The sequence below is a fragment of the Bradyrhizobium iriomotense genome (genome assembly GCF_018129405.1).
In the GTDB taxonomy this organism is placed as follows: Bacteria; Pseudomonadota; Alphaproteobacteria; order Rhizobiales; family Xanthobacteraceae; genus Bradyrhizobium; species Bradyrhizobium iriomotense_B.
Map to the genome: position 1 here is coordinate 320,818 of NZ_JAFCLP010000002.1, position 23,589 is coordinate 344,406.

The 23,589-nt window shown below is 65.1% G+C and carries 22 protein-coding genes; 11 read left to right on the plus strand and 11 right to left on the minus strand.

What is annotated here, in order from left to right:
* Positions 1–135: 135 nt before the first annotated feature.
* Positions 136–1,134: an MBL fold metallo-hydrolase gene (locus JQ592_RS06225; RefSeq protein ID WP_211402019.1), complete on the minus strand. Its 999-nt coding sequence runs from the start codon at positions 1,132–1,134 to the stop codon at positions 136–138.
* Positions 1,135–1,240: 106 nt separating this feature from the next.
* Positions 1,241–2,224 (minus strand): AraC family transcriptional regulator, encoded by a 984-nt coding sequence (locus JQ592_RS06230; protein WP_246820199.1) that lies wholly within the window; start codon positions 2,222–2,224, stop codon positions 1,241–1,243.
* Between the two features lie 98 nt (positions 2,225–2,322).
* Here JQ592_RS06230 and JQ592_RS06235 point away from each other — a divergent pair, with 98 nt between their 5' ends.
* The gene (locus JQ592_RS06235) at positions 2,323–3,060 is read left to right on the plus strand and encodes an SDR family oxidoreductase (RefSeq protein ID WP_211402020.1); all 738 of its coding nucleotides are present in this window, start codon (positions 2,323–2,325) and stop codon (positions 3,058–3,060) included.
* A gap of 29 nt (positions 3,061–3,089) precedes the next feature.
* Here the strand turns inward: JQ592_RS06235 and JQ592_RS06240 are convergent, their stop codons facing one another.
* Positions 3,090–4,226, minus strand: coding sequence for a zinc-binding dehydrogenase (locus JQ592_RS06240; protein ID WP_211402021.1), 1,137 nt, complete (start codon positions 4,224–4,226; stop codon positions 3,090–3,092).
* A 34-nt stretch (positions 4,227–4,260) separates the two neighbouring features.
* Entirely contained in the window at positions 4,261–5,544 is a 1,284-nt protein-coding gene (eno, locus tag JQ592_RS06245; RefSeq protein WP_211402022.1) for a phosphopyruvate hydratase, read from the minus strand.
* 174 nt (positions 5,545–5,718) lie between these two features.
* On the opposite strand from eno, the gene JQ592_RS06250 reads away from it, so the two are divergent.
* From JQ592_RS06250 to JQ592_RS06265, 4 genes are all read left to right on the plus strand, one after another.
* Positions 5,719–6,696: a Vgb family protein gene (locus JQ592_RS06250; protein ID WP_211402023.1), complete on the plus strand. Its 978-nt coding sequence runs from the start codon at positions 5,719–5,721 to the stop codon at positions 6,694–6,696.
* A 138-nt stretch (positions 6,697–6,834) separates the two neighbouring features.
* Positions 6,835–7,287 carry a preQ(1) synthase gene (gene queF, locus JQ592_RS06255; protein WP_165424973.1) on the plus strand — a complete coding sequence of 151 codons (453 nt, stop codon included), beginning with the start codon at positions 6,835–6,837 and terminating at the stop codon, positions 7,285–7,287.
* A gap of 16 nt (positions 7,288–7,303) precedes the next feature.
* Complete coding sequence (locus tag JQ592_RS06260; protein ID WP_211402024.1) at positions 7,304–8,101, plus strand: substrate-binding domain-containing protein; 798 nt, start codon at positions 7,304–7,306, stop codon at positions 8,099–8,101.
* Between the two features lie 172 nt (positions 8,102–8,273).
* A complete protein-coding gene (locus tag JQ592_RS06265; protein WP_211402025.1) occupies positions 8,274–8,915 on the plus strand; it encodes a glutathione S-transferase family protein in 642 nt (213 codons plus the stop codon).
* Between the two features lie 42 nt (positions 8,916–8,957).
* On the opposite strand, the gene glsA is transcribed toward JQ592_RS06265, so the two are convergent.
* From glsA to JQ592_RS06285, 4 genes are all read right to left on the minus strand, one after another.
* The gene (glsA, locus tag JQ592_RS06270) at positions 8,958–10,832 is read right to left on the minus strand and encodes a glutaminase A (protein ID WP_211402026.1); all 1,875 of its coding nucleotides are present in this window, start codon (positions 10,830–10,832) and stop codon (positions 8,958–8,960) included.
* A gap of 109 nt (positions 10,833–10,941) precedes the next feature.
* A complete protein-coding gene (locus JQ592_RS06275) occupies positions 10,942–12,147 on the minus strand; it encodes an MFS transporter (RefSeq protein ID WP_211402027.1) in 1,206 nt (401 codons plus the stop codon).
* Complete coding sequence (gene kdsA / locus JQ592_RS06280; protein WP_211402028.1) at positions 12,147–12,995, minus strand: 3-deoxy-8-phosphooctulonate synthase; 849 nt, start codon at positions 12,993–12,995, stop codon at positions 12,147–12,149. Before kdsA ends, JQ592_RS06275 begins: the two co-directional genes overlap by 1 nt.
* A gap of 126 nt (positions 12,996–13,121) precedes the next feature.
* Positions 13,122–13,448 carry an NIPSNAP family protein gene (locus JQ592_RS06285; protein ID WP_211402029.1) on the minus strand — a complete coding sequence of 109 codons (327 nt, stop codon included), beginning with the start codon at positions 13,446–13,448 and terminating at the stop codon, positions 13,122–13,124.
* A 188-nt stretch (positions 13,449–13,636) separates the two neighbouring features.
* On the opposite strand from JQ592_RS06285, the gene JQ592_RS06290 reads away from it, so the two are divergent.
* From JQ592_RS06290 to JQ592_RS06300, 3 genes are all read left to right on the plus strand, one after another.
* Positions 13,637–14,314 carry a response regulator gene (locus JQ592_RS06290; protein WP_211402030.1) on the plus strand — a complete coding sequence of 226 codons (678 nt, stop codon included), beginning with the start codon at positions 13,637–13,639 and terminating at the stop codon, positions 14,312–14,314.
* Positions 14,315–14,324: 10 nt separating this feature from the next.
* The gene (locus JQ592_RS06295) at positions 14,325–15,701 is read left to right on the plus strand and encodes a sensor histidine kinase (protein WP_211402031.1); all 1,377 of its coding nucleotides are present in this window, start codon (positions 14,325–14,327) and stop codon (positions 15,699–15,701) included.
* Positions 15,702–15,814: 113 nt separating this feature from the next.
* Positions 15,815–16,477: a class I SAM-dependent methyltransferase gene (locus JQ592_RS06300; RefSeq protein WP_211402032.1), complete on the plus strand. Its 663-nt coding sequence runs from the start codon at positions 15,815–15,817 to the stop codon at positions 16,475–16,477.
* A gap of 4 nt (positions 16,478–16,481) precedes the next feature.
* Here the strand turns inward: JQ592_RS06300 and JQ592_RS06305 are convergent, their stop codons facing one another.
* From JQ592_RS06305 to tpiA, 3 genes are all read right to left on the minus strand, one after another.
* The gene (locus JQ592_RS06305; protein WP_183239002.1) at positions 16,482–18,113 is read right to left on the minus strand and encodes a CTP synthase; all 1,632 of its coding nucleotides are present in this window, start codon (positions 18,111–18,113) and stop codon (positions 16,482–16,484) included.
* Positions 18,114–18,279: 166 nt separating this feature from the next.
* On the minus strand, positions 18,280–18,666 hold the full coding sequence (secG, locus tag JQ592_RS06310; protein ID WP_211402033.1) for a preprotein translocase subunit SecG: 387 nt from the start codon (positions 18,664–18,666) through the stop codon (positions 18,280–18,282).
* A gap of 155 nt (positions 18,667–18,821) precedes the next feature.
* The gene (gene tpiA / locus JQ592_RS06315; protein WP_211402034.1) at positions 18,822–19,577 is read right to left on the minus strand and encodes a triose-phosphate isomerase; all 756 of its coding nucleotides are present in this window, start codon (positions 19,575–19,577) and stop codon (positions 18,822–18,824) included.
* A 256-nt stretch (positions 19,578–19,833) separates the two neighbouring features.
* Here tpiA and JQ592_RS06320 point away from each other — a divergent pair, with 256 nt between their 5' ends.
* Genes JQ592_RS06320 through trpC form a run of 3 tightly spaced genes read left to right on the plus strand, consistent with a single transcriptional unit; the run spans position 19,834 to position 23,589 of the window.
* On the plus strand, positions 19,834–21,732 hold the full coding sequence (locus JQ592_RS06320) for a SurA N-terminal domain-containing protein (RefSeq protein WP_211402035.1): 1,899 nt from the start codon (positions 19,834–19,836) through the stop codon (positions 21,730–21,732).
* Between the two features lie 14 nt (positions 21,733–21,746).
* Positions 21,747–22,760, plus strand: coding sequence for an anthranilate phosphoribosyltransferase (gene trpD, locus JQ592_RS06325; protein WP_211402036.1), 1,014 nt, complete (start codon positions 21,747–21,749; stop codon positions 22,758–22,760).
* Between the two features lie 7 nt (positions 22,761–22,767).
* On the plus strand, positions 22,768–23,589 hold the full coding sequence (gene trpC, locus JQ592_RS06330) for an indole-3-glycerol phosphate synthase TrpC (RefSeq protein WP_211402037.1): 822 nt from the start codon (positions 22,768–22,770) through the stop codon (positions 23,587–23,589).

Below are 23,589 nucleotides of genomic sequence, written 5' to 3' on the forward strand. Positions count from 1 at the left end.
GGAGCGAAGCGTAATCCGGGGCACATGTAGCTTGCGGCACGATCCCGGATTACGCTGCGCTTCATCCGGGCTACGATCAAAACAATCAGGCCGCCAAGCGGCGGCCCGATCTTTCGCGCAAATCTCGAACCCGGATCAGATCGTCGGATTCCAGGCCGACGGGATCAGGCGATATTTGGCCCCGTCCTTCTCGACATGGCCGACCGAGGGGAAGGTGAAGTGGAAGCCGATCACGGTGGCCTTCTCCGCCGCCGCCATGTCGTAGAACTTGTGGCGCGTCGCCTGCGCCAACACGGCGTCGGTGTCGAACATCACGTGCCAGTCCGGATTGCGCAGGAAGAATTCCGGGATGTTGGTGACGTCGGACTGGATCAGCACCTTCGCATCGCCCGAGGCGACCGCGAACGAGGTGTGGCCGGGCGTATGGCCCGGCGTCGCGATCGAGGTGATGCCGGGCGCGACCTCCTTGCCCCACTCGTACTTGGTGACCTTGGACTCGAGCCCGGCGAAGGTCTTCTTCACGTTGGCGAAGTAGTTCTTCATCATCGGATTGGACTCGGCCTTGGCGACGTTGTCCTCGCTGGTCCAGAACTCCCAGTCCTTGCCCGGCACCATGATCTCGGCGTTCGGGAACGCGAGCGCGCCGTCGGCGAGACGGATGCCGTTGGTGTGGTCGGGATGCAGATGCGACAGCAGCACGACGTCGATGCTCTTCGGGTCGACGCCGGCGGCGGCAAGGTTTTGAAGCGTGCGGCCGACGGCCCCCTTGCTCGGCTCGAGATTGGCGACGCCGTTGCCGGTATCGATCAGCACGAGCTTGGAGCCGGTGTTGATGAGTTGCGGATTGAACGGCACCGTGACCATGCCCTTGGGCATGTAAGCGGCTTCGCCGGCGGCCGCGGCTTCTTCCTTCGGCGCATTGACGACGAACTTGTCGGGCATCGGGAAGGTGCGCGCGCCGTCGTTGATCGAGGTGCACTCGTAGCTGCCGACCTTGTAGCGATAGAAGCCCGGCACCTGCGTCCCGGCCGGCGGCACTGAGGCATTGGCAATGGTCGGGCGAAGTCCGGTGGCGGCAGCCGCACCGACGGCGGCGACGCCTGCGAGCAGGTGACGACGATTGAGATCGGTCATGGAATGAAGTCCCCTTCTGAGCGCCTTGCGGTTTTTCCGCTTTCAACGGCGGCGGGAATAATCCCCCGCTTCGCTCAGAAGGCAAGACGTGATGCGCCGTCGCGCATCACGATAATTTATTTGGGGCGTTGGGGAATTTTTCGCCCATGGCCTGTCCGCGCCAGTATCGCTTTGGTGAATGGCCGTAGACTCGCTTGAAGGCGTGTCCGAAGGCGCTCTCCGACGAGTATCCGAGCTGCGCGGCCGTTGCCGAAACGGTGGCTCCACGTCGAAGCAGATCGCGTGCAAGTCGCATTCGCCATCGAAGCAGGTAGTCGAGCGGCGCCAGCCCCACCAGCGACTTGAACCGCTTCGAAAACGCGGATCGCGACATGGCGATCGCTTCGGACAATGCTTCCAGGGTCCAGGGGTGAGCGGCGTCTTCGTGCATCAGCCTGATGGCCTTGCCAATCCTGGCATCGACCAGCGCGTTGATCCATCCCAAACCCTCGCCGGCACTCTGATCCAGCGCCGCGCGGAGCACCTGGACGAGTAGGACGTCGGCAAGCCTGTCGGTGAGTACGGCCGCTCCGATTCCCGTCCCCCTGATTTCAAGGTCGAGAATCTCGAGCGTGGAATGAATGACGGGTGCCGACGGACTGCGCGACGGTATGAGCAGAAAGCGAGGGAGCGCATCGAGCAGCAATCCGGCGTCCGACGCTTCGAAGCCGAAACTGCCCGCAAGCAGAACGGTATCGCGGCCCGCGTGACGCGCGACATCCGACCGCGTCCAATCGAACGCCGCCATACCGTCTTCGGGAGCAAGGCGTTGGTCGTTGGCCAGAACATAGGCTGGTGCATTGGCCAGAAGAAAGCAGTCGCCGGTGACAAGCCGATGATGGGCTTCGTCGCCGAAATCGATCCAGCAATCACCCCGGATGACCGCGCCGAACTTGAGGGCGGGTTTGGCCGGGAACCGATACGACCAATTGCCGCCCGCCTCGAACCTCGTGCAACGCGCAGCGCGAACGTTCAGGAGCGAGAAGACCTGAGACAACGGGTCCGAGGTCTTGTGCCTATCCGAGGGTTTGTCCAAGGCTTGTTTGTCCAAGGCTTGATCCGATCTCGACGATTTTCGAGCACTTCGAGCATAGATCATCCTCGATTCCGATGCGAAGTTCATCTCGCAACGAATTGGGTGGAACATCTATGACGGGCATCGCAGGCAAGGTCATCGCCATCACGGGCGCCAGCAGCGGAATTGGCGAAGCCGCCGCCCGGCATCTCGCAGAGCGTGGCGCCATCGTGATCCTCGGCGCACGGCGCCCCGACCGGCTGCAGATGCTGGCCGCGAGTATCGCCTCAAAGGGCGGAACGGCGTCGTATCTCGTCACCGATGTCAGGCAACGCGAGGATGTCGCCAGGCTCGTCGGACTTGCCACGGACCGATACGGGAAGCTGGACGTCCTGATCAACAATGCGGGGATCGCCCCGATTTCGCGCCTGGACGATCTGAGGGTCGACGACTGGGACGACATGATCGACGTGAACGTGAAGGGCGTACTCTACGGGATCGCCGCGGCCCTGCCCGTCTTCCGTCGTCAGGGCTTCGGCCATTTCGTCAACACCCTGTCGACCGCCGGCATCAAGATCATTCCGACAATGGCCGTCTATGCGGGGTCGAAGAATGCCGTCAGGGCGATTTCCGAAGGACTTCGTCAGGAGATCGGCCCGTCCCTTCGCGTGACGACCATCTCACCCGGTTATGTCGACACCGAACTGCCGTCTTCCATGACGGATTCGGCGTTACGGGAGCAAGGACAGGCAAGCATGAAGGCGATGGCCATTCCGGCGAGCGCTATCGCGGAGGCGATGGCCTTCGCGATAGCGCAGCCGGATAGCGTGGACGTCGGCGAGATCGTTATTCGCCCCACGGCTCAGGCATAAATTCGATCAGGCCTGGATGCCGCAGAGCGTCACGACTTATTCGGGTCGATGAGGAATTTCTCGCCGGTGGCGCGTTTGGCGTACGCCGCGATGTTGGCGGGATCGAGAGCCTCCTGAAGCGACACCACCTTGGTGTAGTGGCTGGCGAAGGTGGTCTTCAGTTCGTTCACGACGCGCTGGCGCAGCCGCCCGATATCGGCCGGACCGATCTTCTGGAGGAACGGCGTCAGCAGCCATCCGCCGACGCCCCAGGCCATGCCGAAGCCGCGCGGCAGCTCGATCGGACGGACATCGAGCGCGCCGTAGACATAGACCTGCTTGTGCACGCTGGAGCCGTAGCGGCTGTATTCCTTGGCGGTCTTGTTGATCGCGATTTCCATGCAATTGAGGATGTCGCCGGCAAGCTTGCCGCCGCCGATGGCGTCGAAGGCGATGGTGGCGCCGGTCTCGACCAGCGCGGCCGTGAGATCGTCGAGAAAGCTCGGCACGCTGGAATCGACGACGTATTTGGCGCCGATCTTCTTCAGGATCTCCGCCTGCTCCTTGCTGCGCACGATGTTGACGAGCGGGATGCCGTCGGCGATGCAGATCTTGTTCAGCATCTGGCCGAGATTGGACGCGGCCGCGGTGTGTACCAGCGCCTTGTGGCCCTCACGCCGCATGGTCTCGGTCATGCCGAGCGCAGTGAGCGGATTGACGAACCAGGACGCGCCCTCCGCCGCCGTAGTGCCCTCGGGCAAGGGCTGGCAGTCCCTCGCCTTCAGGGTCCGGTATTGCGCGTACATGGCACCGCCGATCATCGCGACCGTCTTGCCCATCAGCGCCTTCGCAGCGTCCGACGAGCCGGTCTTGATGACGACGCCGGCACCTTCATTGCCGACCGGCAGGGACTGGTCGAGGCGCGCTCCCATCGCGCGCATCGCGCCTTGCGGGACAGTTGCCGTGATGACGGGCGCCTGCTTCGTGCCCGAGGCCTTGGCCGTGCTCATGTCGGCGGCGCCGACGAGCAGGCCGAGGTCGGACGGGTTGATCGGCGTCGCCTCGACGCGGACGACGACCTCGTCGTCCGCGGGCTCGGGGGTCGGCACGTCGACCAGCGAGATTTCCAGCTCACCGCTCGCCTTGATCAGCGAACGCAGTTGTAGTCCGGTCTTGCCGTCGCTCATGTCGATCCTCCCCTGTCCGTGTTGAAGCTCTGGCTTATGCCAGCGCCTTCAGTGCCGCCCTGCCGCCGTAGAGCGCCTGCTTGCCGAGCTGCTGCTCGATGCGCAGGAGCTGGTTGTATTTGGCGGTGCGGTCGGAACGCGCAAGGGAGCCGGTCTTGATCTGACCGCAATTGGTGGCGACCGCGAGGTCGGCAATAGTGGAATCCTCGGTCTCGCCGGAGCGGTGCGACATCACCGAGGTGTAGCCCGACTTGTGCGCCATCTCGACGGCGGCGAGCGTCTCGGTCAGCGTGCCGATCTGGTTGACCTTGATCAGGATCGAATTGGCGCGGCCGGCCTTGATGCCTTCGGCGAGGCGCTTGACGTTGGTGACGAACAGGTCGTCGCCGACGAGCTGGCACTTCTTGCCGATGAGATCGGTGAGCTCCTTCCAGCCGTCCATGTCGTCTTCCGACATGCCGTCCTCGATGGTGACGATCGGATAGCGCGAGACGAGGTCGCCGAGATACTTGGCCTGCTCGGAGATCGAGCGGGTCTTGCCCTCGCCTTCATAGACGTACTTGCCGTCCTTGAAGAACTCGGTCGAGGCGCAGTCCAGGCCGAGCACGATGTCGGTGCCCGCCTTGAAGCCGGCCTTGCCGATCGCGTTCATGACGAAGTCGAGCGCGGCGTCGGCCGACGGCAGGTTCGGGGCGAAGCCGCCTTCGTCGCCGACATTGGTGTTGTGGCCGGCCTTCTTGAGCTCCGACTTCAGCGTGTGGAACACCTCCGCGCCGTAGCGCAGGCCTTCGGCGAAGGACGACGCGCCGACGGGCAGGATCATGAATTCCTGGAAGTCGATCGGGTTGTCGGCGTGCACGCCGCCATTGATGATGTTCATCATCGGCACCGGCAGGAGCCGTGCCGAGGTGCCGCCGACGTAACGGTAGAGCGGCATGTCGAGTGAGTTCGCGGCGGCCTTCGCGCAGGCCAGCGACACGCCGAGGATGGCGTTGGCGCCCAGCCGGCTCTTGTTCGGCGTGCCGTCGAGATCGATCATGATCTGGTCGATCTGGGCCTGCTGCTCGACGTCGAGGCCGCTCAGGGCCTCGAAGATTTCGCCATTGACGGCGCCGACCGCCTTGGTGACGCCCTTGCCGAGATAACGGGCCTTGTCGCCATCGCGCAGTTCCACCGCCTCATGGGCGCCGGTCGAAGCACCCGACGGCACGGCGGCGCGGCCGAGCGCGCCATCTTCCAGCACGACGTCGACCTCGACGGTGGGATTGCCCCGGCTATCGAGAATTTCGCGGCCGATGATGTCGATGATGGCGGTCATGATGTGCACTTCCGTTCGTTAGGGCTGATCGGTGCCGCGGGTCTTACACGGGCCGCAAGCAAATGTGAACGCTTGGACGCCCGGCTTCGGCTGACGCCTGAAGCACCCAGGACTAAACTTGAGAACGCCGGGTCTGCGCGTCCATCCTCAATCCCAAGAAGCCGAGGTAACGCCATGAATCGCCGCCAGTTTCTTGCTTCGAGCGCCGCCGTCCTTGCCGCCCGCCCAAGTCTTGCGCAGGAGCCCCCGTTCCGGACGAAATATTTCCCGATCAGCGCCGGCATTGGCTTGCACGATCTCACGCCCGCCCCTGACGGCACGATCTGGTTCACCGCCCAGGGCAAGGGCCTGCTCGGCAGGCTCGATCCCCGGGATGGCAGTTTCAAGACGGTCAGCCTCGGCCAGGGCGCCGCCCCGCACGGCGTGACGATCGGCCCCGACGGCGCCCCCTGGATCACCGAAGGCGGCCAGAACGCGATTGCGCGGGTTGATCCCGGCGATCTCAAGGTCACGCTGTTCCGCCTGCCGGAAAAGTTCGCCTCCGCCAATCTCAACACCGGCGTGTTCGATAAGACTGGAATCTACTGGTTCACGGGCATGTCCGGATATTACGGCCGCCTCGCGCCGAAGTCGGGCGAGATGAACGTGTTCAGGGCACCAAAGGGCGTCGGGCCCTATGGCATCACCGTGACGCCCAAAGGCGATGTCTGGTACGCCTCGCTCGCCGGCAGCCATATCGCCAGGATCGACCTTGCGACGGGCAGCGCCCATGTCGTCGAGCCGCCGACGCCAAACCAGGGCGCGCGGCGGGTCTGGTCGGATTCGAAGAGCCGGATCTGGGTCAGCGAGTGGAACAGCGGCCACGTCTCCGTGCACGATCCCGCCGACGGATCCTGGAAGACATGGAAGCTGCCGGGCGAGCGTCCCCGCGCCTACGCGGTCTATGTCGACGACAGGGACAAGGTGTGGCTGACGGATTTTTCGGCCAATGCCATCGTGCGTTTCGATCCCGCCACTGAGAAGTTCAACGTCTTCGCCAGCGACAAGGCCAACGCCAATGTCCGCCAGCTCGACGGCCGTCCGGGCGAGTTGTGGGGCTGCGAGTCCGGCAACGACCGCATCGTCATGATCCAGACGATCGCCTCGGGTTGACGACGGTCGCGATTGCGTCCATCCCGACATCCTCTGGAGCGCGATCTTGTCGCGCTCTAGCCGATTTTTGATTGAGCATGATCTTTCGGAAAACCGGTGCCCACTTTTCCGGATCATGCTCCAAAGGATGTGACGACGATGGCGAAAAAATCCCTCCAGCTCGGCCGCGCGGTCGAATGGCCGCACACACCGGAAGAAGCCCAGCTCGACCGCGTACCCAACCCGCAAAAGGGCACGGATTATCTGGTGCGCTTCACGGTACCGGAATTCACCTCGCTCTGCCCAGTCACGGGCCAGCCGGATTTCGCACATCTGATGATCGACTACGCGCCCGGCCAATGGCTGCTGGAGTCGAAGTCGCTGAAACTCTACATCGCGAGCTTCCGCAATCACGGCGCCTTCCACGAGGATTGCACTGTCATGATCGGCAAGCGCATCGCATCCGAGATCAAGCCGAAATGGCTGCGCATCGGCGGCTACTGGTATCCGCGCGGCGGCATACCGATCGACGTGTTCTGGCAGACCGGCCGTGTGCCGAAGGGCCTCTGGGTGCCCGAGCAAGGCGTCGCGCCCTATCGCGGGCGCGGTTAGCAGGAGAAGAACAACAATGAAATCGATGTCAGCAACATTCCGCAACATTGCCTTGGCTCTTCTGGGCGTCCTGTGGCTCACCGGCGCATCCGATGCTGCCGAGGTCCGGGTGATGATCTCGGGCGGATTGACGGCTGCCTACAAGGCGCTCGTGCCGGAATTCGAGAAAGCCACCGGCAACAAGGTGCTGACGGAATATGGGCCGTCGATGGGGACCACCACCAACGCGATTCCCGTGCGGCTCGAGCGCGGCGAGCCGGCCGACGTCCTGATCATGGTTGGCTATGCCCTCAACGACCTCGCGAGCAAGGGCAAGGTCGTTGCCGGCAGCCAGTTCGATCTCACCAAATCGCCGATCGGGATCGCCGTGAAATCGGGCGCGCCGAAGCCGGACATCAGCTCGGTCGACGCGGTCAAGCGCGCGCTGCTGGCGGCGAAGACGATCGCCTATTCCGACAGCGCCAGCGGCGTCTACGTCTCGACCGAGATGTTCGACAAGCTCGGCATTGCCGAAATCATGAAGGACAAGGCGCGCAAGATTCCGGCAACGCCGGTCGGCGAGATCGTCGCGCATGGCGAGGCCGAACTCGGCTTTCAGCAGATCAGCGAATTGAAGCCCGTGAAGGGCATCGACATCGTAGGTCCCCTGCCGAACGAATTGCAGAAGATCACGATCTTCTCGGCCGGGATTGCGACCGGTTCGAAGGAGCCCGAGGCTGGCCGGGCCCTGATCAAATTCCTCGCCTCTCCCGCCGCACGCGAAGCGATCATCGCGAGCGGGATGGAGCCGATCCCGACTGGCGGAGCGAACTGAGGCAAGCCAGCCCCTCGCTCGTGTCCCGGACGTGGTGCAGCGTGAGACTCTGCGCTGTAGGATGACGAATATGCGCCAAGCCTTGAGCGCATTATGCGCCATCGATGGTCCACTGCGCGCCTGGCTCACCTCCGAGTTAGTATATCTGGCCCCAATCTAGGAACGCTTAGCTATGCTCACCGTCTATGGCGAAGGTCGTGGCTTCCGTGTTGTTTGGCTGCTTGAGGAATTAGGGTTGGCCTATCGGCTGCGGCCGGTCGATCTGCTGGCAGTCGAGAAGGATCGCGATTTCCTCGCGATCAACCCCGCCGGCTTCATTCCCGCACTGCAGGACGGCGAGACGATCATGGTCGAATCGATCGCGATTCTTGAGTACCTGCTTGCCCGCCACGGCTCAGGTTCGCTTGCCGTCGCCCCGGACGATCCCGCCTTCGCGTCCTATCTGCAATTTCTTCACTTAGGCGAGGCCGGGCTCGCCGGGCCGATGAACGCTGTCATTGTCGGTCGCCAACTGGCGCCCGAAGCCGAGCGAGATGCCCGGGTTACCTGCTGGGCACTCGAGACCTTCGAGAGCCGGCTGGGGTTGGTTATCCGCCGCCTCGCGGATTGCCCCTATCTCGCCGGCGACCGATTCACTGCTGCCGATATCTCGGTGAGCTACGCCCTCCTGCTCGGCCTGCGAACTGGCAACTACGTCCCCGGTTCTACCGAGCGGGACTATCTCGCTCGCACGATGGCACGCCTTGCCTACGCCCGAGCGATGGAAAGCTGCCAAGCCACCAAGGCTTGGGCGGCGAGATCACCGGGATTGTAGTGCTCGAGCCGATCCTGCCCAACAAGCTTACGAGTCTACGGCCTAATACGCGCTCAGGAGATCGACCTTGGCATTCGCCGCGACCAGCCGCCGCGCCAGGATCCCGGCGAGGTTGCGCATGATCTTCAACGACGTCTCCGGGTGCAGGCGGCGATAGTCGGCAAAGCTGTCGAGCGGCAGTTCGAGGCAGGTGACGGGCGTATCAGCGAGGACGTCGGCGCTGCGGCTTTGCTCCAGGATCGCCATTTCGCCGAACTCCATGCCGGGGCCGAGGGACGCCAGCCGCACACCGCTGCGCAGCTTCACGCTCACCATCCCGCTCTGGAGAAAGAACAGCGAATTGGCGGGCTCGCCGGCGGCGACAATGCGCTGACCGGCCGCGTAGTGCCGCGTGGTCGAGAGCTTGACGATCGCGGCGATCTCCTCCGCGTCGAGCTCGGCGAGCAGCGCCTGCTCGCCGAGCTGCGCGCTCTCCTTGGCGTCGGTGAAGCCGCCGAAGCGGTAGATCACCTGATCCTCGGCCCATTCGATGGCATCATCGAGCAGCGCGAAGTGGCGCAGCCGGCGCGGCTCAGCCGTGCGCGCGGCGATCGCGCTCCACACGGCGGAGCTGTCCTCGAAGCCGGACAGAATGGCGGTGACGCCGGCATTGCCGAGCGCGGTCAGCGTCTCGCCGAGCAGCTCCGCGCCGGCCGCGGTGATGTCGGGGACGCGGCGGAAATCGATGATCAGGAGCGGTGCGTTCGGCGGCTCGCTGGTGAGCCTTCGCGTGACGTAGTCGATCGTGCCGAAATTCATCGCACCGACCAGCTCGAGCACGCGAATGTCGCTGTGGCGCTCGTCGAGGATCTGCTGCTCGTGCGGCTGGCGGCTGCGACGGGACGAGATGCCATAGACGTCGTAGTCCGCCATGATGCTGGTGCGCACGTCCGCGTTGCGGTTGAGCATGTGCAGGTCGAACCGCGCCGACAGCGCCTCGCAGACCTTCAGGCCGCGCACGCTGTTGAAATGGTTGTCGAGCAGCGGCGAGAAGGTGCCGAGCCCGAGCTGCGAGGGCAGCGCCGCGACGATGCCGCCGCCGACGCCGCTCTTGGCGGGAATGCCGACGCGATAGGTCCACTCGCCGGCATAATCGTACATGCCCGAGCTCGTCATCACCGACAGCGTGCGCGCGACGATGTTTGGTGTGATCACCTGGACGCCAGTGACCGGATTGATGCCGCGATTGGCGAGCGTTGCCGCCATCACCGCGAGGTCGCGCGCGGTGACCAGGATCGCGCATTGGCGGAAATAGACGTCGAGCACGGCATCGACATCATCGGGCAGCACTGCGTAATTCCGCAGTAGCCAGGCAATCGCGCGGTTGCGGTTGCCGGTCGCGGTCTCCGAGGCATGCACGGCCTCGTCGACGCCGAGCTCGCGCCCGGCAAACTGGCTGAGCTTGGCGCGGACGCGCTCGAAGGCGCCCTTTCCGTCCACATCGAAGATCAGGCCCGAGCAGGCGATGGCGCCGGCATTGACCATCGGGTTGAAAGGACGGTTGTCGTTGGTGAGCCGGATCGAGTTGAAGGCTTCGCCGCTCGGCTCGACGCCGATGGTGGCCGCGACGCGCTCCTCGCCTACCATCTCCAGCGCCAGCGCAAAGACGAAGGCTTTGGACACCGATTGGATCGTGAACGGCACGTCGCTGTCGCCGACCTCGTAGATGTGACCGTCGATGGTGACGAGCGCGATGCCGAAATGATCGGGATTGGCGCGCTTCAGCTCGGGAATGTAGTCGGCGAGCTCGCCGGAATTGTCGGAGCGGAATTCGGCGTGGCAATCGGTGAGGAAACGCCGCAGCGGTGGCTTGGTGAGATACCCGGTCAAGCGGGGCGAGTTGGCTGCGCTGGCGGAACGGCTGGTCTGGGCGTCCACGATCTCACACCTCGATTTGCCCAGAATAAAAGCAATTCGTGTGCCATGTATACGTTGCCGGTGGTGTCATGGTGAGGGACGGCGCCCCACTCAAGTCACCGAATGGACTTCAGCGCGCGTCGGAGGGCGCCCGCTGCTTGAGCAGCCGTGCGCAGACGAGGCCCAGCACCACCATGATCGCGGCGCTCGCGAGCAAGGTCGGCACCTTGCCGGCATGCTGGAGCCCGAAGCCGTAGGCGAGCGGCCCGACCGTCTGCCCCATGAAGAAGAAGAACGAATGCAGCGACAGCGCGGTCGCGCGCGCCTCGACCGACAGTTCGCTGGCGAAGACCTGAAGGCAGCCATGGGCGATGTAGAAGCCCCAGCCCATCACGATGAGGTTCAACGCCTGCACCTCCCAGCGCGGGCCAAAGGCCACGGCGATAAGCTGTGAGGCTACCAGCGTCATGCCCGCGATCATCATTCCCTTCATGCCCAGCCAGGGCAGCAGGCGCGACACCGTCAGCGTGTAGAACAGGCCACCGACCGCAAAGCCCGCGATGACGATGCCGGCGATCGACAGCGAGGTTTGCCCGAGCTCGAACAGGAACGAGGCGATATAGGGAAACAGGCCGAGCACGCAGCAGCCCTCGACGAACACGGCCGAGTAGCACACGTAGGCGTTGGGATTGGTGAAGATGGTGCGATAGCCCGCCTTCAGCGCGGAAAGGCTCGTTTTCGGCGGATGCTTGACCTTCGCGCCGCGAAAGCCGGCGGCGACTGCGATCGAGGCGACGATGACGAGCACGCCGAGCACCGCCAGCACGCCGCGCCAGCCGAGGAAATCGCCGATCAGGCCGGAAGCCGAAGCGCCGAGCAGATTGCCGGTCATGGCGCCGGCGAGCGTGCGGCTGATCGCGACCTGCCGCTTCTCCGGCCCGACCAGATCGCTGGTCAGGCTCAGCGCCACCGGAAACACGCCGCCGGAGCCGATGCCGGCGAGGATGCGCGTGGCAAACAGCACCGAGAACGAAGTCGAGAGCGCGCCCAGGATGTTGGCGAGACCCAGCAACGCCAGACATGCGATCATCAGCCGCGTCTTGCCGAACAGATCGGCAGCAGCGCCGATCACCGGCTGGATGATCGAGAAGGTGAAGGCGAACACAGCGGCAAAGCCCGCCGCGGCCGCGATGCTGACGCCGAAATCCTCAGCAACATGCGGCAGCACCGGATCGAGCGCGCGCGCCGAGAGCGCTGCAGCGAAGCTTGCCCCGGAAATGACATAGAGCGCTGCCGGCAAGCCGTGATCGTGCGGCCGCGCCTCGCCTTGCTGCATCAGCGCGGGTTCTTGGCCAGCGCGTCGAACGCCATCAGCCTGGCGATCAAGCCTTCGAACTCGCGCAGCGGCACCATGTTGGGGCCGTCGGAGGGCGCGCGATCGGGATCGGGATGGGTCTCGATGAAGACGCCGGCAACGCCGACCGCGACAGCCGCGCGCGCCAGCACCGGCACGAATTCGCGCTCGCCGCCGGAGGACGTGCCCTTCCCGCCCGGCTGCTGCACCGAATGGGTGGCGTCGAAGATCACGGGCGCGCCGGTACTGCGCGCCAGGATCGGCAGCGCGCGCATGTCGGAGACCAGCGTGTTGTAGCCGAAGGACGCACCGCGCTCGGTGACGAGCACGTTGGGATTGTTGGCGCTGGTGATCTTCGCGACCACGTTCGCCATATCCCATGGCGCCAGGAACTGCCCCTTCTTGACGTTGACGACCTTGCCGGTCGCGGCCGCTGCCAGCAGCAGATCGGTCTGCCGGCACAGGAACGCCGGGATCTGCAGGACGTCCACGGCCTGCGCCACCTCGGCGCATTGCGTGGCCTCGTGCACGTCGGTCAGCACCGGCAGGCCGAGCGAGGATCGGATTTCGGCGAAGATCGGCAGCGACTGCTCAAGGCCCAGCCCGCGCGCCGCCGACGCGCTGGTGCGGTTGGCCTTGTCGAACGAGGTCTTGTAGACGAGGCCGATGTTCAGCCGCGCGGCGATCTCCTTCAGCGCGGAGGCCACCTCCAGCGCATGCTGGCGGCTTTCGAGCTGGCAAGGTCCCGCAATGATCGCGATCGGCAGATCATTGCCGAATTTGACCTTGCCGATGGTGACGACCGGCGCCGCTGACGTCGAAGAGCTCAAGGCAAATCCCTCTTTTCGGCGCGACCATAGCCGCCATGAGGGTCGGATCAACCCTATTCGGCCCGGGCCGTCAGAATATCAGGGTTGCGCCAGGGCTCTCCGCCGCCTTTTGCGCCGGCAGCCCCCTTACTTCACTGCCGAAAAGGCGGTTGGCGCCAAGATCTGGCTGACGATGTTGGCGACGATCTGGCCGTCCGCTTCGCTCTCGGCGCGCGCTTTCATCCAGTCCGGATCGGTCACGAACTTGCCCCACTTCGTCTCGCGCTCGGCAAGCGACTCCCAGGCGAGGAAATAGGTCAGCTCCTGGCTGGATTCGCCGATCAGCGTGGTGAAGAACCCGGCCTGCCTGATGCCGTGCTTTTCCCAGATCTTCAGCGTCGCCGTCTCGAACCGCTTCAAGAGCGCCGGCAGGCGGCCCGGCACGCAGCGATACTGACGCATTTCGTAGATCATTCATGTTCCTCCCTGAACAGGTCCGGCGGTTATAGCGGCAGGCCATGACGGTGTCTTGAGCCCCGCCCGGCCCCCCCTGTGGCGTTCTGCGCATGGCTTGAGCTTCAGCCGCCGCGCCAGACTCCCGCAATGCTGCCGCAATGATCGGGCCGCTAGAAAGGCTCAGTTGCGGTTCAGGTGGCTGTCACATGCGGATTTTGCTCGTCGAGGATGAAGCGGAGATGGCCGGCGCGCTGGCCTCGGCGCTGAAGCGCTACGACATGGTGGTGGACCACGCGCCGACGCTTGCCGAGGCGGAGGAGGCCATTTCCGCCGATGTCCATGCCGCCGTTCTGCTCGACCGCCAGCTTCCTGACGGCGACGGCCTCGCCTTGATCCCAAAGCTCCGCGCGCGCGCCGACGGCGTGCCGATCATCGTCCTGACCGCGCGGGGCGAGCTCGCCGACCGCATTGCCGGGCTCGACGGCGGCGCCGACGACTATCTGGCAAAACCGTTTGCAGTCGAGGAACTGCTGGCGCGGTTGCGCGCCGTGCTGCGGCGGCCCGCCGGCCTCTCTCCCGAAATCATCCGCGCTGGCCGCCTCGCCTTCGACCTCAGTCATCGCGAAGCCAGCATCGACGGCGCGCCGTTCGAGCTGCCCCGCCGCGAGCTCCTGGTGCTTGAAGCCTTGGTCCGCCGCATGGGCCGGACCGTGCTGCGCTCGGCGCTGGAAGAGGCGGTCTACAATTTCGACGACGAGATCCAGTCCAACGCGCTCGACACGCATGTCTCGCGTCTCAGGCGAAAGCTCGCGGAAGCTGACGCGGGCATCGAGATCCACGGCATTCGCGGCGTCGGCTATCTCCTCAAGAAGCTGCCAGCCTGAAGAAGCTAACATGAGCAAACACGACGATCCCTATTGCCTGCGCTCGCGCTTGAGCTGGCGCCTGCTCTCGCTTCAGGCCGCGATCCTGGTCGCGCTGGTTGCCGTCGTCCTGGCCGGGCTTTGCGCCTCCGGCTTCGTGCTGGCCGGGCGCGATGAGGACCGCGTCATCGATGTCGTCCAGCGCGCGCTCACGCGCGACACGCAAGGCGGACTGGCCTTGCGCCCGACGGCCGCGCTGGAGCAGTTGCGCAGCGAGACCCCGGACCTCTGGTTCCTGGTACGCGACCGGCAGGGTCGTTTCCTCAGCGAAGGCACCGTGCCGGCCGAATTCGCCGCAATCGGCAACGGTCTCGACCAGATCAGCCAGGCGCGGCTCGGCTGGCAGATGTTCGAGGACGATCCGCGCAAGCCGGCGGCGCGGCTGAAGCGGGTCGACACCGACGCGGGCAACGTGCAGGTCATCACGGCGACGCAAGGACGCCTGACCGGCGCCAAGGCACTGTTCACGACCTCCCTTGCGTTCCTCGGCATCGCCCTGCCCGGCCTGCTGCTGATGGGAACGGCGACGTTCATTGCCACGCCAATGATCGTGCAGCGCGCGTTCAAAGGGCTTGATACCGCCGCGGACGAGGCCCGGCGCATCGACATCCATCAGCGCGGCGCGCGGCTTCCGGTGGAGCGGATTCCGCTGGAGGTCGTGCCGCTCGTGACCGCGATCAACGACGCGCTGGCGCGGCTCGACCAGGGCTATGCCCGCCACAAGCGCTTCGTCGCCGACGCCGCACACGAGCTGCGCACGCCGATCGCGATCCTGAACACGCGATTGGAGTCACTCGCCCCTGGGCCGGACAAGACCCGTCTGCTGGAGGATGCCGCGCGGCTGGCCACGCTTGCCGAGCAATTGCTCGATATCCAGCGGCTCGACCGCTGCGGCCATCCTTTCACGCGGGTCAATCTCGTCGCCGTTGCGCAAAGCGTCGCCGCCGACCTCGCCCCGCTGGCGATCGCGGCCGGTTACGAGCTGGCCCTCGATGCGCCGGCGACACCGATTGAGACGATCGGCGATGCCGCGGCGCTGGAGCGTGCACTGACCAATCTCGTGCAGAACGCTATCCAGCACGGCCCGCGCCGCGGCACGATCGGGATTCGCGTCGGCAGGCCCGCGAGTATCGAGGTCACCGACGAAGGCGCCGGCATTCCCGCCGATCAGCGCGAGCAGATCTTCGAGCCGTTCTATCGGCTGACGCCGCTCGACCGCGGGGCTGGCCTCGGCCTCAACATGGTGCGCGAGATCGTGCAGCTGCATGGCGGCCACGTTTCGGTGGCGGACGGACCGGAGGGCGGCGCCTGTTTCCGGATGACGCTGCCGCCGGTCCGACAGAGTTGATTCAATCCGCATTCGCCTCCAGCAGCGCAATGCTGTCGCAATGCGCCTCCGCAACACTGCATCCGTCTCACCTCCGGTCTTTAGGAGGTGCAAACCAAGATGCCGGAGTGCGCATGCCCAATGATTTTCTCTCGTTCTTCCTGTCCTGGATGTCGTCCCCGCGTCGGGTCGGTGCGGTCGCACCATCGGGTGCGGCGCTTGCCGATCTCATCACGCGCGAGATCAGCGCAACGACCGGTCCGATTCTCGAGCTCGGTCCCGGTACCGGTGCGTTCACCTACAAGCTGCTCAAACGCGGCGTCCGGCCACAGGATCTCACGCTGATCGAATACGGCTCCGACTTCATGAAGCTCCTGCAAATGCGCTTTCCCGGGTCGCGCGTGCTGTGGATGGACGCGGCGCGGCTTGCGGCCGAGCGCCTCTATGACGGCGCCCCCGTCGGCGCGGTCGTGAGCGGCCTGCCGCTGCTCAATATGTCGAGGCGCAAGGTTATGTCGATCCTCAGCGGCGCGTTCAGCTATGTCCGCCCCGGCGGCGCCTTCTACCAGTTCACCTACGGAATGAGCTGCCCGGTGCCGCGGCCCGTGCTGGACCGGCTCGGCCTGCGCGCAAAGCTCGTGGATCGCGCCTTGCTGAACGTGCCGCCCGCCGCCGTCTACAGGCTGACGCGCCGCCCGCAGATGAAGCTGGTCACGGGATCGCTTGCGCCTGAACCATCGGCGCGGGTCGCGCTGGCGCCGATGCATCACGCGCGCGACTATTCCGCCGCGCGCTAAGCCGTCAGACCAGCCGGCTCTGCACCATCGCCGCCTGAATGAACGAGGCGAACAGCGGGTGCGGCTCGAACGGCCGCGACTTCAGCTCGGGGTGGAACTGGACGCCGATGAACCAGGGGTGATCCTCGTACTCGACGATTTCAGGCAGCACGCCGTCGGGCGACAGCCCTGAGAATTTCAGGCCATGCTGCTCGAGGCGGTCCTTGTAGGCGGTGTTGACTTCGTAGCGATGGCGGTGACGCTCGGAAATCTCGGTCGCGCCGCCATAAACCTGCGAAACGCGGCTGCCGCGATTGAGCGCGGCGGGATAGGCGCCAAGCCGCATCGTGCCGCCGAGATCGCCGGCCTGCGTGCGCTTCTCGAGCTCGTTGCCGCGCAGCCATTCCGTCATCAGGCCGACTAGCGGCTCCTTGGTCGGGCCGAACTCGGTGGAATTGGCATCCTCGATGCCGACGAGGTTTCGCGCGGCCTCGATCACCGCCATCTGCATGCCGAAGCAGATGCCGAAATACGGCACGTCGCGCTCGCGCGCGAACTGCGCCGCCTTGATCTTGCCCTCCGCGCCGCGCTGGCCGAATCCGCCCGGCACCAGGATGCCGTTGACGTGCTCCAGGAACGGCGCCGGATCCTCCTTCTCGAAGATCTCGCTCTCGATCCAGTCGAGATTGACCTTCACCTTGTTGGCGATGCCGCCGTGCGAGAGTGCCTCGATCAGCGACTTATACGCATCCTTCATGCCGGTGTATTTGCCGACGATGGCGATGGTGACGTTGCCTTCGGGGTTGCGGATGCGCTCGTTGATCTGCTGCCAGCTCTGCAGCACCGGCGGAATCCGCGAGCCGATGCCGAAGGCGGCGAGCACTTCGTCGTCGAGGCCCGCGTTGTGGTAGGCCTCGGGGACGGCATAGATGTTGTCGACGTCGCGCGCCTCGATCACGGCGCTTTCGCGCACGTTGCAGAACAGCCCGAGCTTGCGCCGCTCTTCCTTCGGGATCTCGCGATCGGTGCGGCAGAGCAGGATGTCGGGCTGGATGCCGATCGAGCGCAGCTCCTTGACCGAGTGCTGCGTCGGCTTGGTCTTCAATTCGCCGGCGCTCGGAATGTAGGGCAGCAGCGTGAGGTGGATATAGACGGCGTGATCGCGCGGCAGCTCGTTCTTGAGCTGGCGGATCGCCTCGAAGAACGGCAGACCCTCGATGTCGCCGACGGTGCCGCCGATCTCGACCAGCACGAAGTCGTAATCGTCATTGCCGTCGAGGACGAACTCCTTGATGGCGTTGGTGACGTGCGGAACCACCTGGATGGTCGCGCCGAGATAATCGCCGCGGCGCTCCTTGGTGATGATGTCCTGGTAGATGCGCCCCGTCGTGATGTTGTCGGCCTTGGTCGCCGGCCGGCCGGTGAAGCGCTCGTAGTGACCGAGATCGAGATCGGTCTCCGCGCCGTCATCGGTCACGAACACTTCGCCGTGCTGGTACGGCGACATCGTTCCGGGATCGAGGTTGAGATAGGGGTCGAGCTTGCGGAGGCGGACCTTGTAGCCCCGGGCCTGCAGCAGGGCACCGAGTGCCGCCGAAGCCAGACCCTTGCCGAGCGAGGAAACCACGCCGCCGGTGATGAATATGTACCGCGCCATGGGACTTAACCTCTAATCCCTCGAATTCGATTCGCCAAAGCGATTCGTATTCCGCCCCAAAGATTTTGCGGGCCTGTGGGTGAGCCAGAACTAAGAGTGGTGACAGTGCCTTGATGGGGGTTGTTGATGCAGGACGGTAGCGGCCGCCCTGCATGGCCCCCCTGCTTTATTGCGAACGTGGCACCTGCGGGCCGGTCGGAGCCGGCGCCTGCTGCTGCTCGTCGGCCTTCTTCAGCGAATCCAGGATGCCGCCCGAGGTCGGCGGCGCGATCGGCGATCCGCCGGCCGGCTGGGTCTGGGACGCCGGCGTGCCAATGATCGACGACGGCGCGCGGCTGTAGCCCGCGTGCCAGGACAGGAACATGCTGGTGAGGAAGAATCCCGCAGCCAGAATCGCGGTGGTCCGCGTCAAGAGATTCGCGGTGCCGCGGCTCGACATGAAGCCCGCGCCGCCGCCCATGCCAAGGCCGCCGCCTTCCGACTTCTGGAGCAGGACGGCGCCGATCATGACGGCGACGATCATGAGGTGGATGACGATGACAACGGTCTGCATAGTATCCTTCCGTCACAAGCGGGCGGCGCCTGACGGCGGCCGATCGCGCTTCGCGGGTTTTCCTGAAGTTGCGCGGTGTTACACGATCGGAGGGGGCATTGCCACCCCCGATCGGTCCAATAACTTAGCCTAGAACTGCCAACGGTTTGGGTTAGCTAGGGGCAGCCCTTGGCAATGGCAAGGAAATCGGCCGCTTTCAGGCTGGCGCCGCCGACCAGCGCACCGTTGACGTTCTTCACGGCCATCAGCTCGGCCGCGTTCGAGGGCTTGACCGAACCGCCGTAGAGGATCCGCATCCTGGCGCCATCGGCCTTGAACCGGGAGGTCAGGAATTCCCGGATAAATCCATGAATTTGCTCGACATCCTTCGCGGTGGGGGTGAGGCCCGTGCCGATCGCCCAGACCGGCTCGTAGGCCACCACCAGGTTGGCGGCAGTGGAACCGTCCGGCAGCGAGCCAACAAGCTGGCCGCGCAGAATGTCCAGGGTCTGGCCGGCGTCGCGCTGGCCTTGCGTCTCGCCGATGCAGACGATCGCGATGGCCCCTGCCCGCCAGGCGGCTTCGGCCTTCTGCCTGACGAGGGTGTCACCCTCGCCATGGTCGGCGCGGCGCTCGGAATGGCCGACAATGATGGCGGTCGCGCCCGCATCCGCCAGCATTTCGGCGGCGATATCGCCGGTATGAGCGCCGGAGGCCTTCGGATGGCAATCCTGCGCCCCCACCGCAACTTTCTTGCCACGCGCCTTCTCGGCGAAGGCGGCGACCAGGGTCGCCGGCGGGCAGACCAGCAGGTCGGCCTTGGCGACCACATCTGCCGCACCATTGAGCATGGCGTCGAATTCGGCAGTCTGGGCCTTCAGGCCGTTCATTTTCCAGTTGCCGGCGATCAGCGGTCGGATGGCGTCGGTCATGTCAGTTTCCAGCGATAAGAGGTTTGTTGATGCGCTAGCAGAGGTGCTCCTGCAGTTCCAGATTCTTGTTCTGACGCGTTTTCCAGACGGAAAACGCTTTGGGGCTTTTAACCGCAGCTCCTCGCCGTCGCATGACCCGAGGTTGCGGGGGGAAAGCCGCCACTTTATGATGATCTATCAATTTGGTGACGCGCTTTTGCGGAATCTGCATTAAGACGCGCTCCCGTTCCCCTCCTGACCAAACAAGTTGGACCAAATGCTTCGAGGAATGCGCAAGGCCTCATCAAATTGGCTCGGCAAGACCATTATGGCCGTGGTGATGGGCGTGTTGATCGTCAGTTTCGGCATTTGGGGCATCGCCGACATCTTCAAGGGCTTCGGACAGTCCACGGTCGCCAAGATCGGCCATACCGAGATTTCGCTGAACGAGTTCCGGCAGATCTACACCGATCGCCTGCAGCAGATCAGCCGCCAGTTCGGCCGGCCGCTGACGCCCGACCAGGCCCGCGCCTTCGGCCTCGACCGGCAGGTGCTGCAGCAAACGATCGCGGAAGCCGCTCTCGACGAAGAGGCGCGCCGTCTCGGACTCGGCCAGTCCGACGAGCAGATCCGCCAGGTCATCATGAACGACCCCAACTTCAAGGGCGTCGGCGGCAACTTCGATGCGAACCGCTTCCAGGCTGTGATCCGCAATTTCGGCTATACCGAGCAGCGCTACGTCGCCGAGCAGCGCAAGGTGTCGCTGCGCCGGCAGATCACCGGCACGATCGGCGCCGGCCTCGAGCCGCCGAAGGCCATGATCGACGTGCTGACGCGCTTCCAGAACGAGCAACGCTCCATCGAATTCCTCAGGCTGGACGCGGCCCAGGCTGGTCAGATCGACGCGCCCTCGCCCGAGGCGCTCGCCGCCTATTTCGAGGATCACAAGGTCCAGTTCCGCGCACCCGAATATCGCAAGATCGCCTTTGTCGTGATCTCGCCGGAAGAGATCGGCAAATGGAGCGAGGTCTCCGACGAGGACGCCAAGAAGGTGTTCGAGCAGCGCAAGGACCGGCTCGGCACGCCGGAGAAGCGCCAGATCCATCAGATCGTGTTTCCCAACGAGGCTGAGGCAAAGACTGCACGCGAGCGCCTCGCCGGCGGAATGTCGTTCGAGGACCTCGGCAAGGAGCGCGGGCTGAGCGCCTCCGACGTCGATCTTGGACTGGTGACCAAGTCGGCGCTCGACCCCGCGGTCGGGAATGCTGCATTCGCACTTCCAGCCGGTGAGATCAGCCAGCCGATCCAGGGCGCCCTCGGCACCTCCATCGTCAAGGTCGATAAGATCGAGCCGGGCGTCGAGGCCGACTACGCGAAGCTCGCCGGCGACATCAAGCGCGAGATCGCGACTGAGCGCGCGCGCGTCAAGGTCGCCGACCTCCGCGACAAGATGGAAGACGAGCGCGGCGGCGGCTCCAGCGTGATCGACGCGGCGCAGAAGCTCGGCCTCACCGCCGTAACCATCGACGCTGTCGACCGCTCCGGCCGTGCTCCGAACGGCCAGCCGGTGGCCAACATCCCGCAGGGCCTCGACGTGGTGTCGCAGGCCTTCAACACCGATGTCGGCGTCGACAACGACGCGATCTCCTTCAAGGGCGGTTATGTCTGGTACGACGTGATTGCGATCACGCCGTCGCGCGACCGCAATCTCGACGAGGTTCGCGACCAGGTCGAGGCGCGCTGGCGCCAGGACCAGATCGCGACCAAGCTGAAGGCCAAGGCGACCGAGATGGTGCAGAAGCTCGAAGCGGGCGGCAAGCTCGCGGATGAGGCGGCAGCGATCGGCGCCAAGGTCGAGAGCGCGACCGGCTTCAAGCGCGATGACTCGCCCGCCGGCGTGCCCGGCACCGTCGTGGCGGCCGCATTCCGCACCGCCAAGGACGGCGTCGGACAGACGCAAGTGAGCGGCGGCAGCGAGGTGATCGTGTTCCGCGTCACCGACATCATCGATCCCGCGGTCGATGCCGCCTCCGACGCGGTCAAGAAGCTGAAGGAAAGCCTCGACCGTGCCCAGACCGAGGAGCAGGTCGCCTCCTACGTCAACAAGCTTGAAACCGACATCGGGACCACCATTAATCAGGCCGCCTTCGCGCAGGTGACCGGCGCGAACCAGTGAGTTGAAAGCACGCGATGGACGACCTGAAATCGATCATTGGAAAAGTGGCGACCGGCGCCAGCCTGTCGCGTGACGAAGCCGCTTCCGCCTTCGATGCCATGATGTCGGGCGAGGCAACGCCCTCGCAGATGGGCGGTCTCTTGATGGCGCTGCGGGTGCGCGGCGAGACCGTGGACGAGATCACCGGCGCGGTGGCGGCGATGCGCTCCAAGATGCTGACCGTGACGGCACCGCCCGACGCCGTCGACATCGTCGGCACCGGCGGCGACGGCTCCGGCTCGGTCAACGTCTCGACCTGCGCCTCCTTCATCGTCGCAGGTACCGGCGTGCCGGTGGCCAAGCACGGCAACCGCGCACTGTCGTCGCGCTCGGGTGCCGCCGACGTGCTGGCTTCGCTCGGGGTGAAGATCGACCTCAAACCCGAGCAAGTCGGCCGCTGCGTGCGCGAATGCGGCATCGGCTTCATGTTCGCCCCCGCCCACCATCCCGCCATGAAGAACGTCGGCCCGACCCGGGTCGAGCTGGCGACCCGCACGATCTTCAACCTGCTCGGCCCCCTGTCCAATCCGGCGGGCGTGAAGCGGCAGATGGTCGGCGTGTTCTCCAGGCAATGGGTGCAGCCGCTGGCGCAGGTGCTCAAGAACCTCGGATCCGAATCCGTCTGGGTCGTGCATGGCTCCGATGGTCTCGACGAGATCACCCTCACCGGCCCGACCTTCGTGTCCGCGCTCCACAATGGCGAGATCAGGAATTTCGAGGTGACGCCGGAGGAAGCCGGACTGACGCGCTGCGAGACCGGCGCGCTCAAGGGCGGCGATGCCGACGCCAATGCGATCGCGCTGCAAAGCGTGCTCAACGGCAAGCCGAGTCCCTACCGCGACGTGGCGTTGATGAACGCCGCCGCCGCACTGGTCGTGGCCGGCCGCGCCAAGGACCTCAAGGAGGGCGTCGCGATCGGCGCCAAATCGCTCGACAGCGGCGCGGCGAACGCGCGGCTGAAACACCTGATCGCGGTCTCCAACGGCTGAGCCTGACATGTCGGACATCCTGACCAAGATCGAGGCGTACAAGCGCGATGAGATTGCCGCCGCCAAGCGCGCGCAGCCGCTGTCGGCGGTGGAGGCGAAGGCCAAGGCAGAGCCCGGCGCGCGCGGATTCGTGCGCGCGATCCGGGCCAAGCATGCCAATGGCGATTACGCGCTGATCGCCGAGGTCAAGAAGGCCTCGCCGTCGAAAGGATTGATCCGCGCCGATTTCGATCCGCCGCTCCTCGCCAAGGCCTATGAGGCCGGCGGCGCCGCGTGTCTTTCGGTGCTGACGGACACGCCCTCGTTCCAGGGCCATCTCGACTTCATGGTGGCTGCGCGCGCGGCGACCTCGCTGCCGGTGCTGCGCAAAGATTTTATGTTCGACACCTACCAGGTGGCCGAAGCCCGCGCACACGGAGCGGACTGCATCCTGATCATCATGGCCGCGCTCGACGACGCCACCGCCAAGGACCTCGAGGATGCCGCCATCGCCTATGGCATGGACGTGCTGATCGAGATCCATGACCGTGCCGAGCTCGACCGGGCGCTGAAACTTCGCTCGCCGATGATCGGCGTCAACAACCGCAATTTGCGCACTTTCGAGACCACGCTCGCGACCAGCGAGGCACTGGCGCCGCTGATCCCCGAGGGGCGGCTGATGGTCGGCGAAAGCGGCATCTTCACCCCTGCCGATCTCGCCCGGCTCGAGCGCGTCGGCATGTCGACCTTCCTGGTCGGCGAGAGCCTGATGCGGCAGGCCGATGTCACCGCCGCCACGCGCACGCTGCTCGCGCGCGAGACCGGCGCGCGCGCGACCGGTACGCGCTGA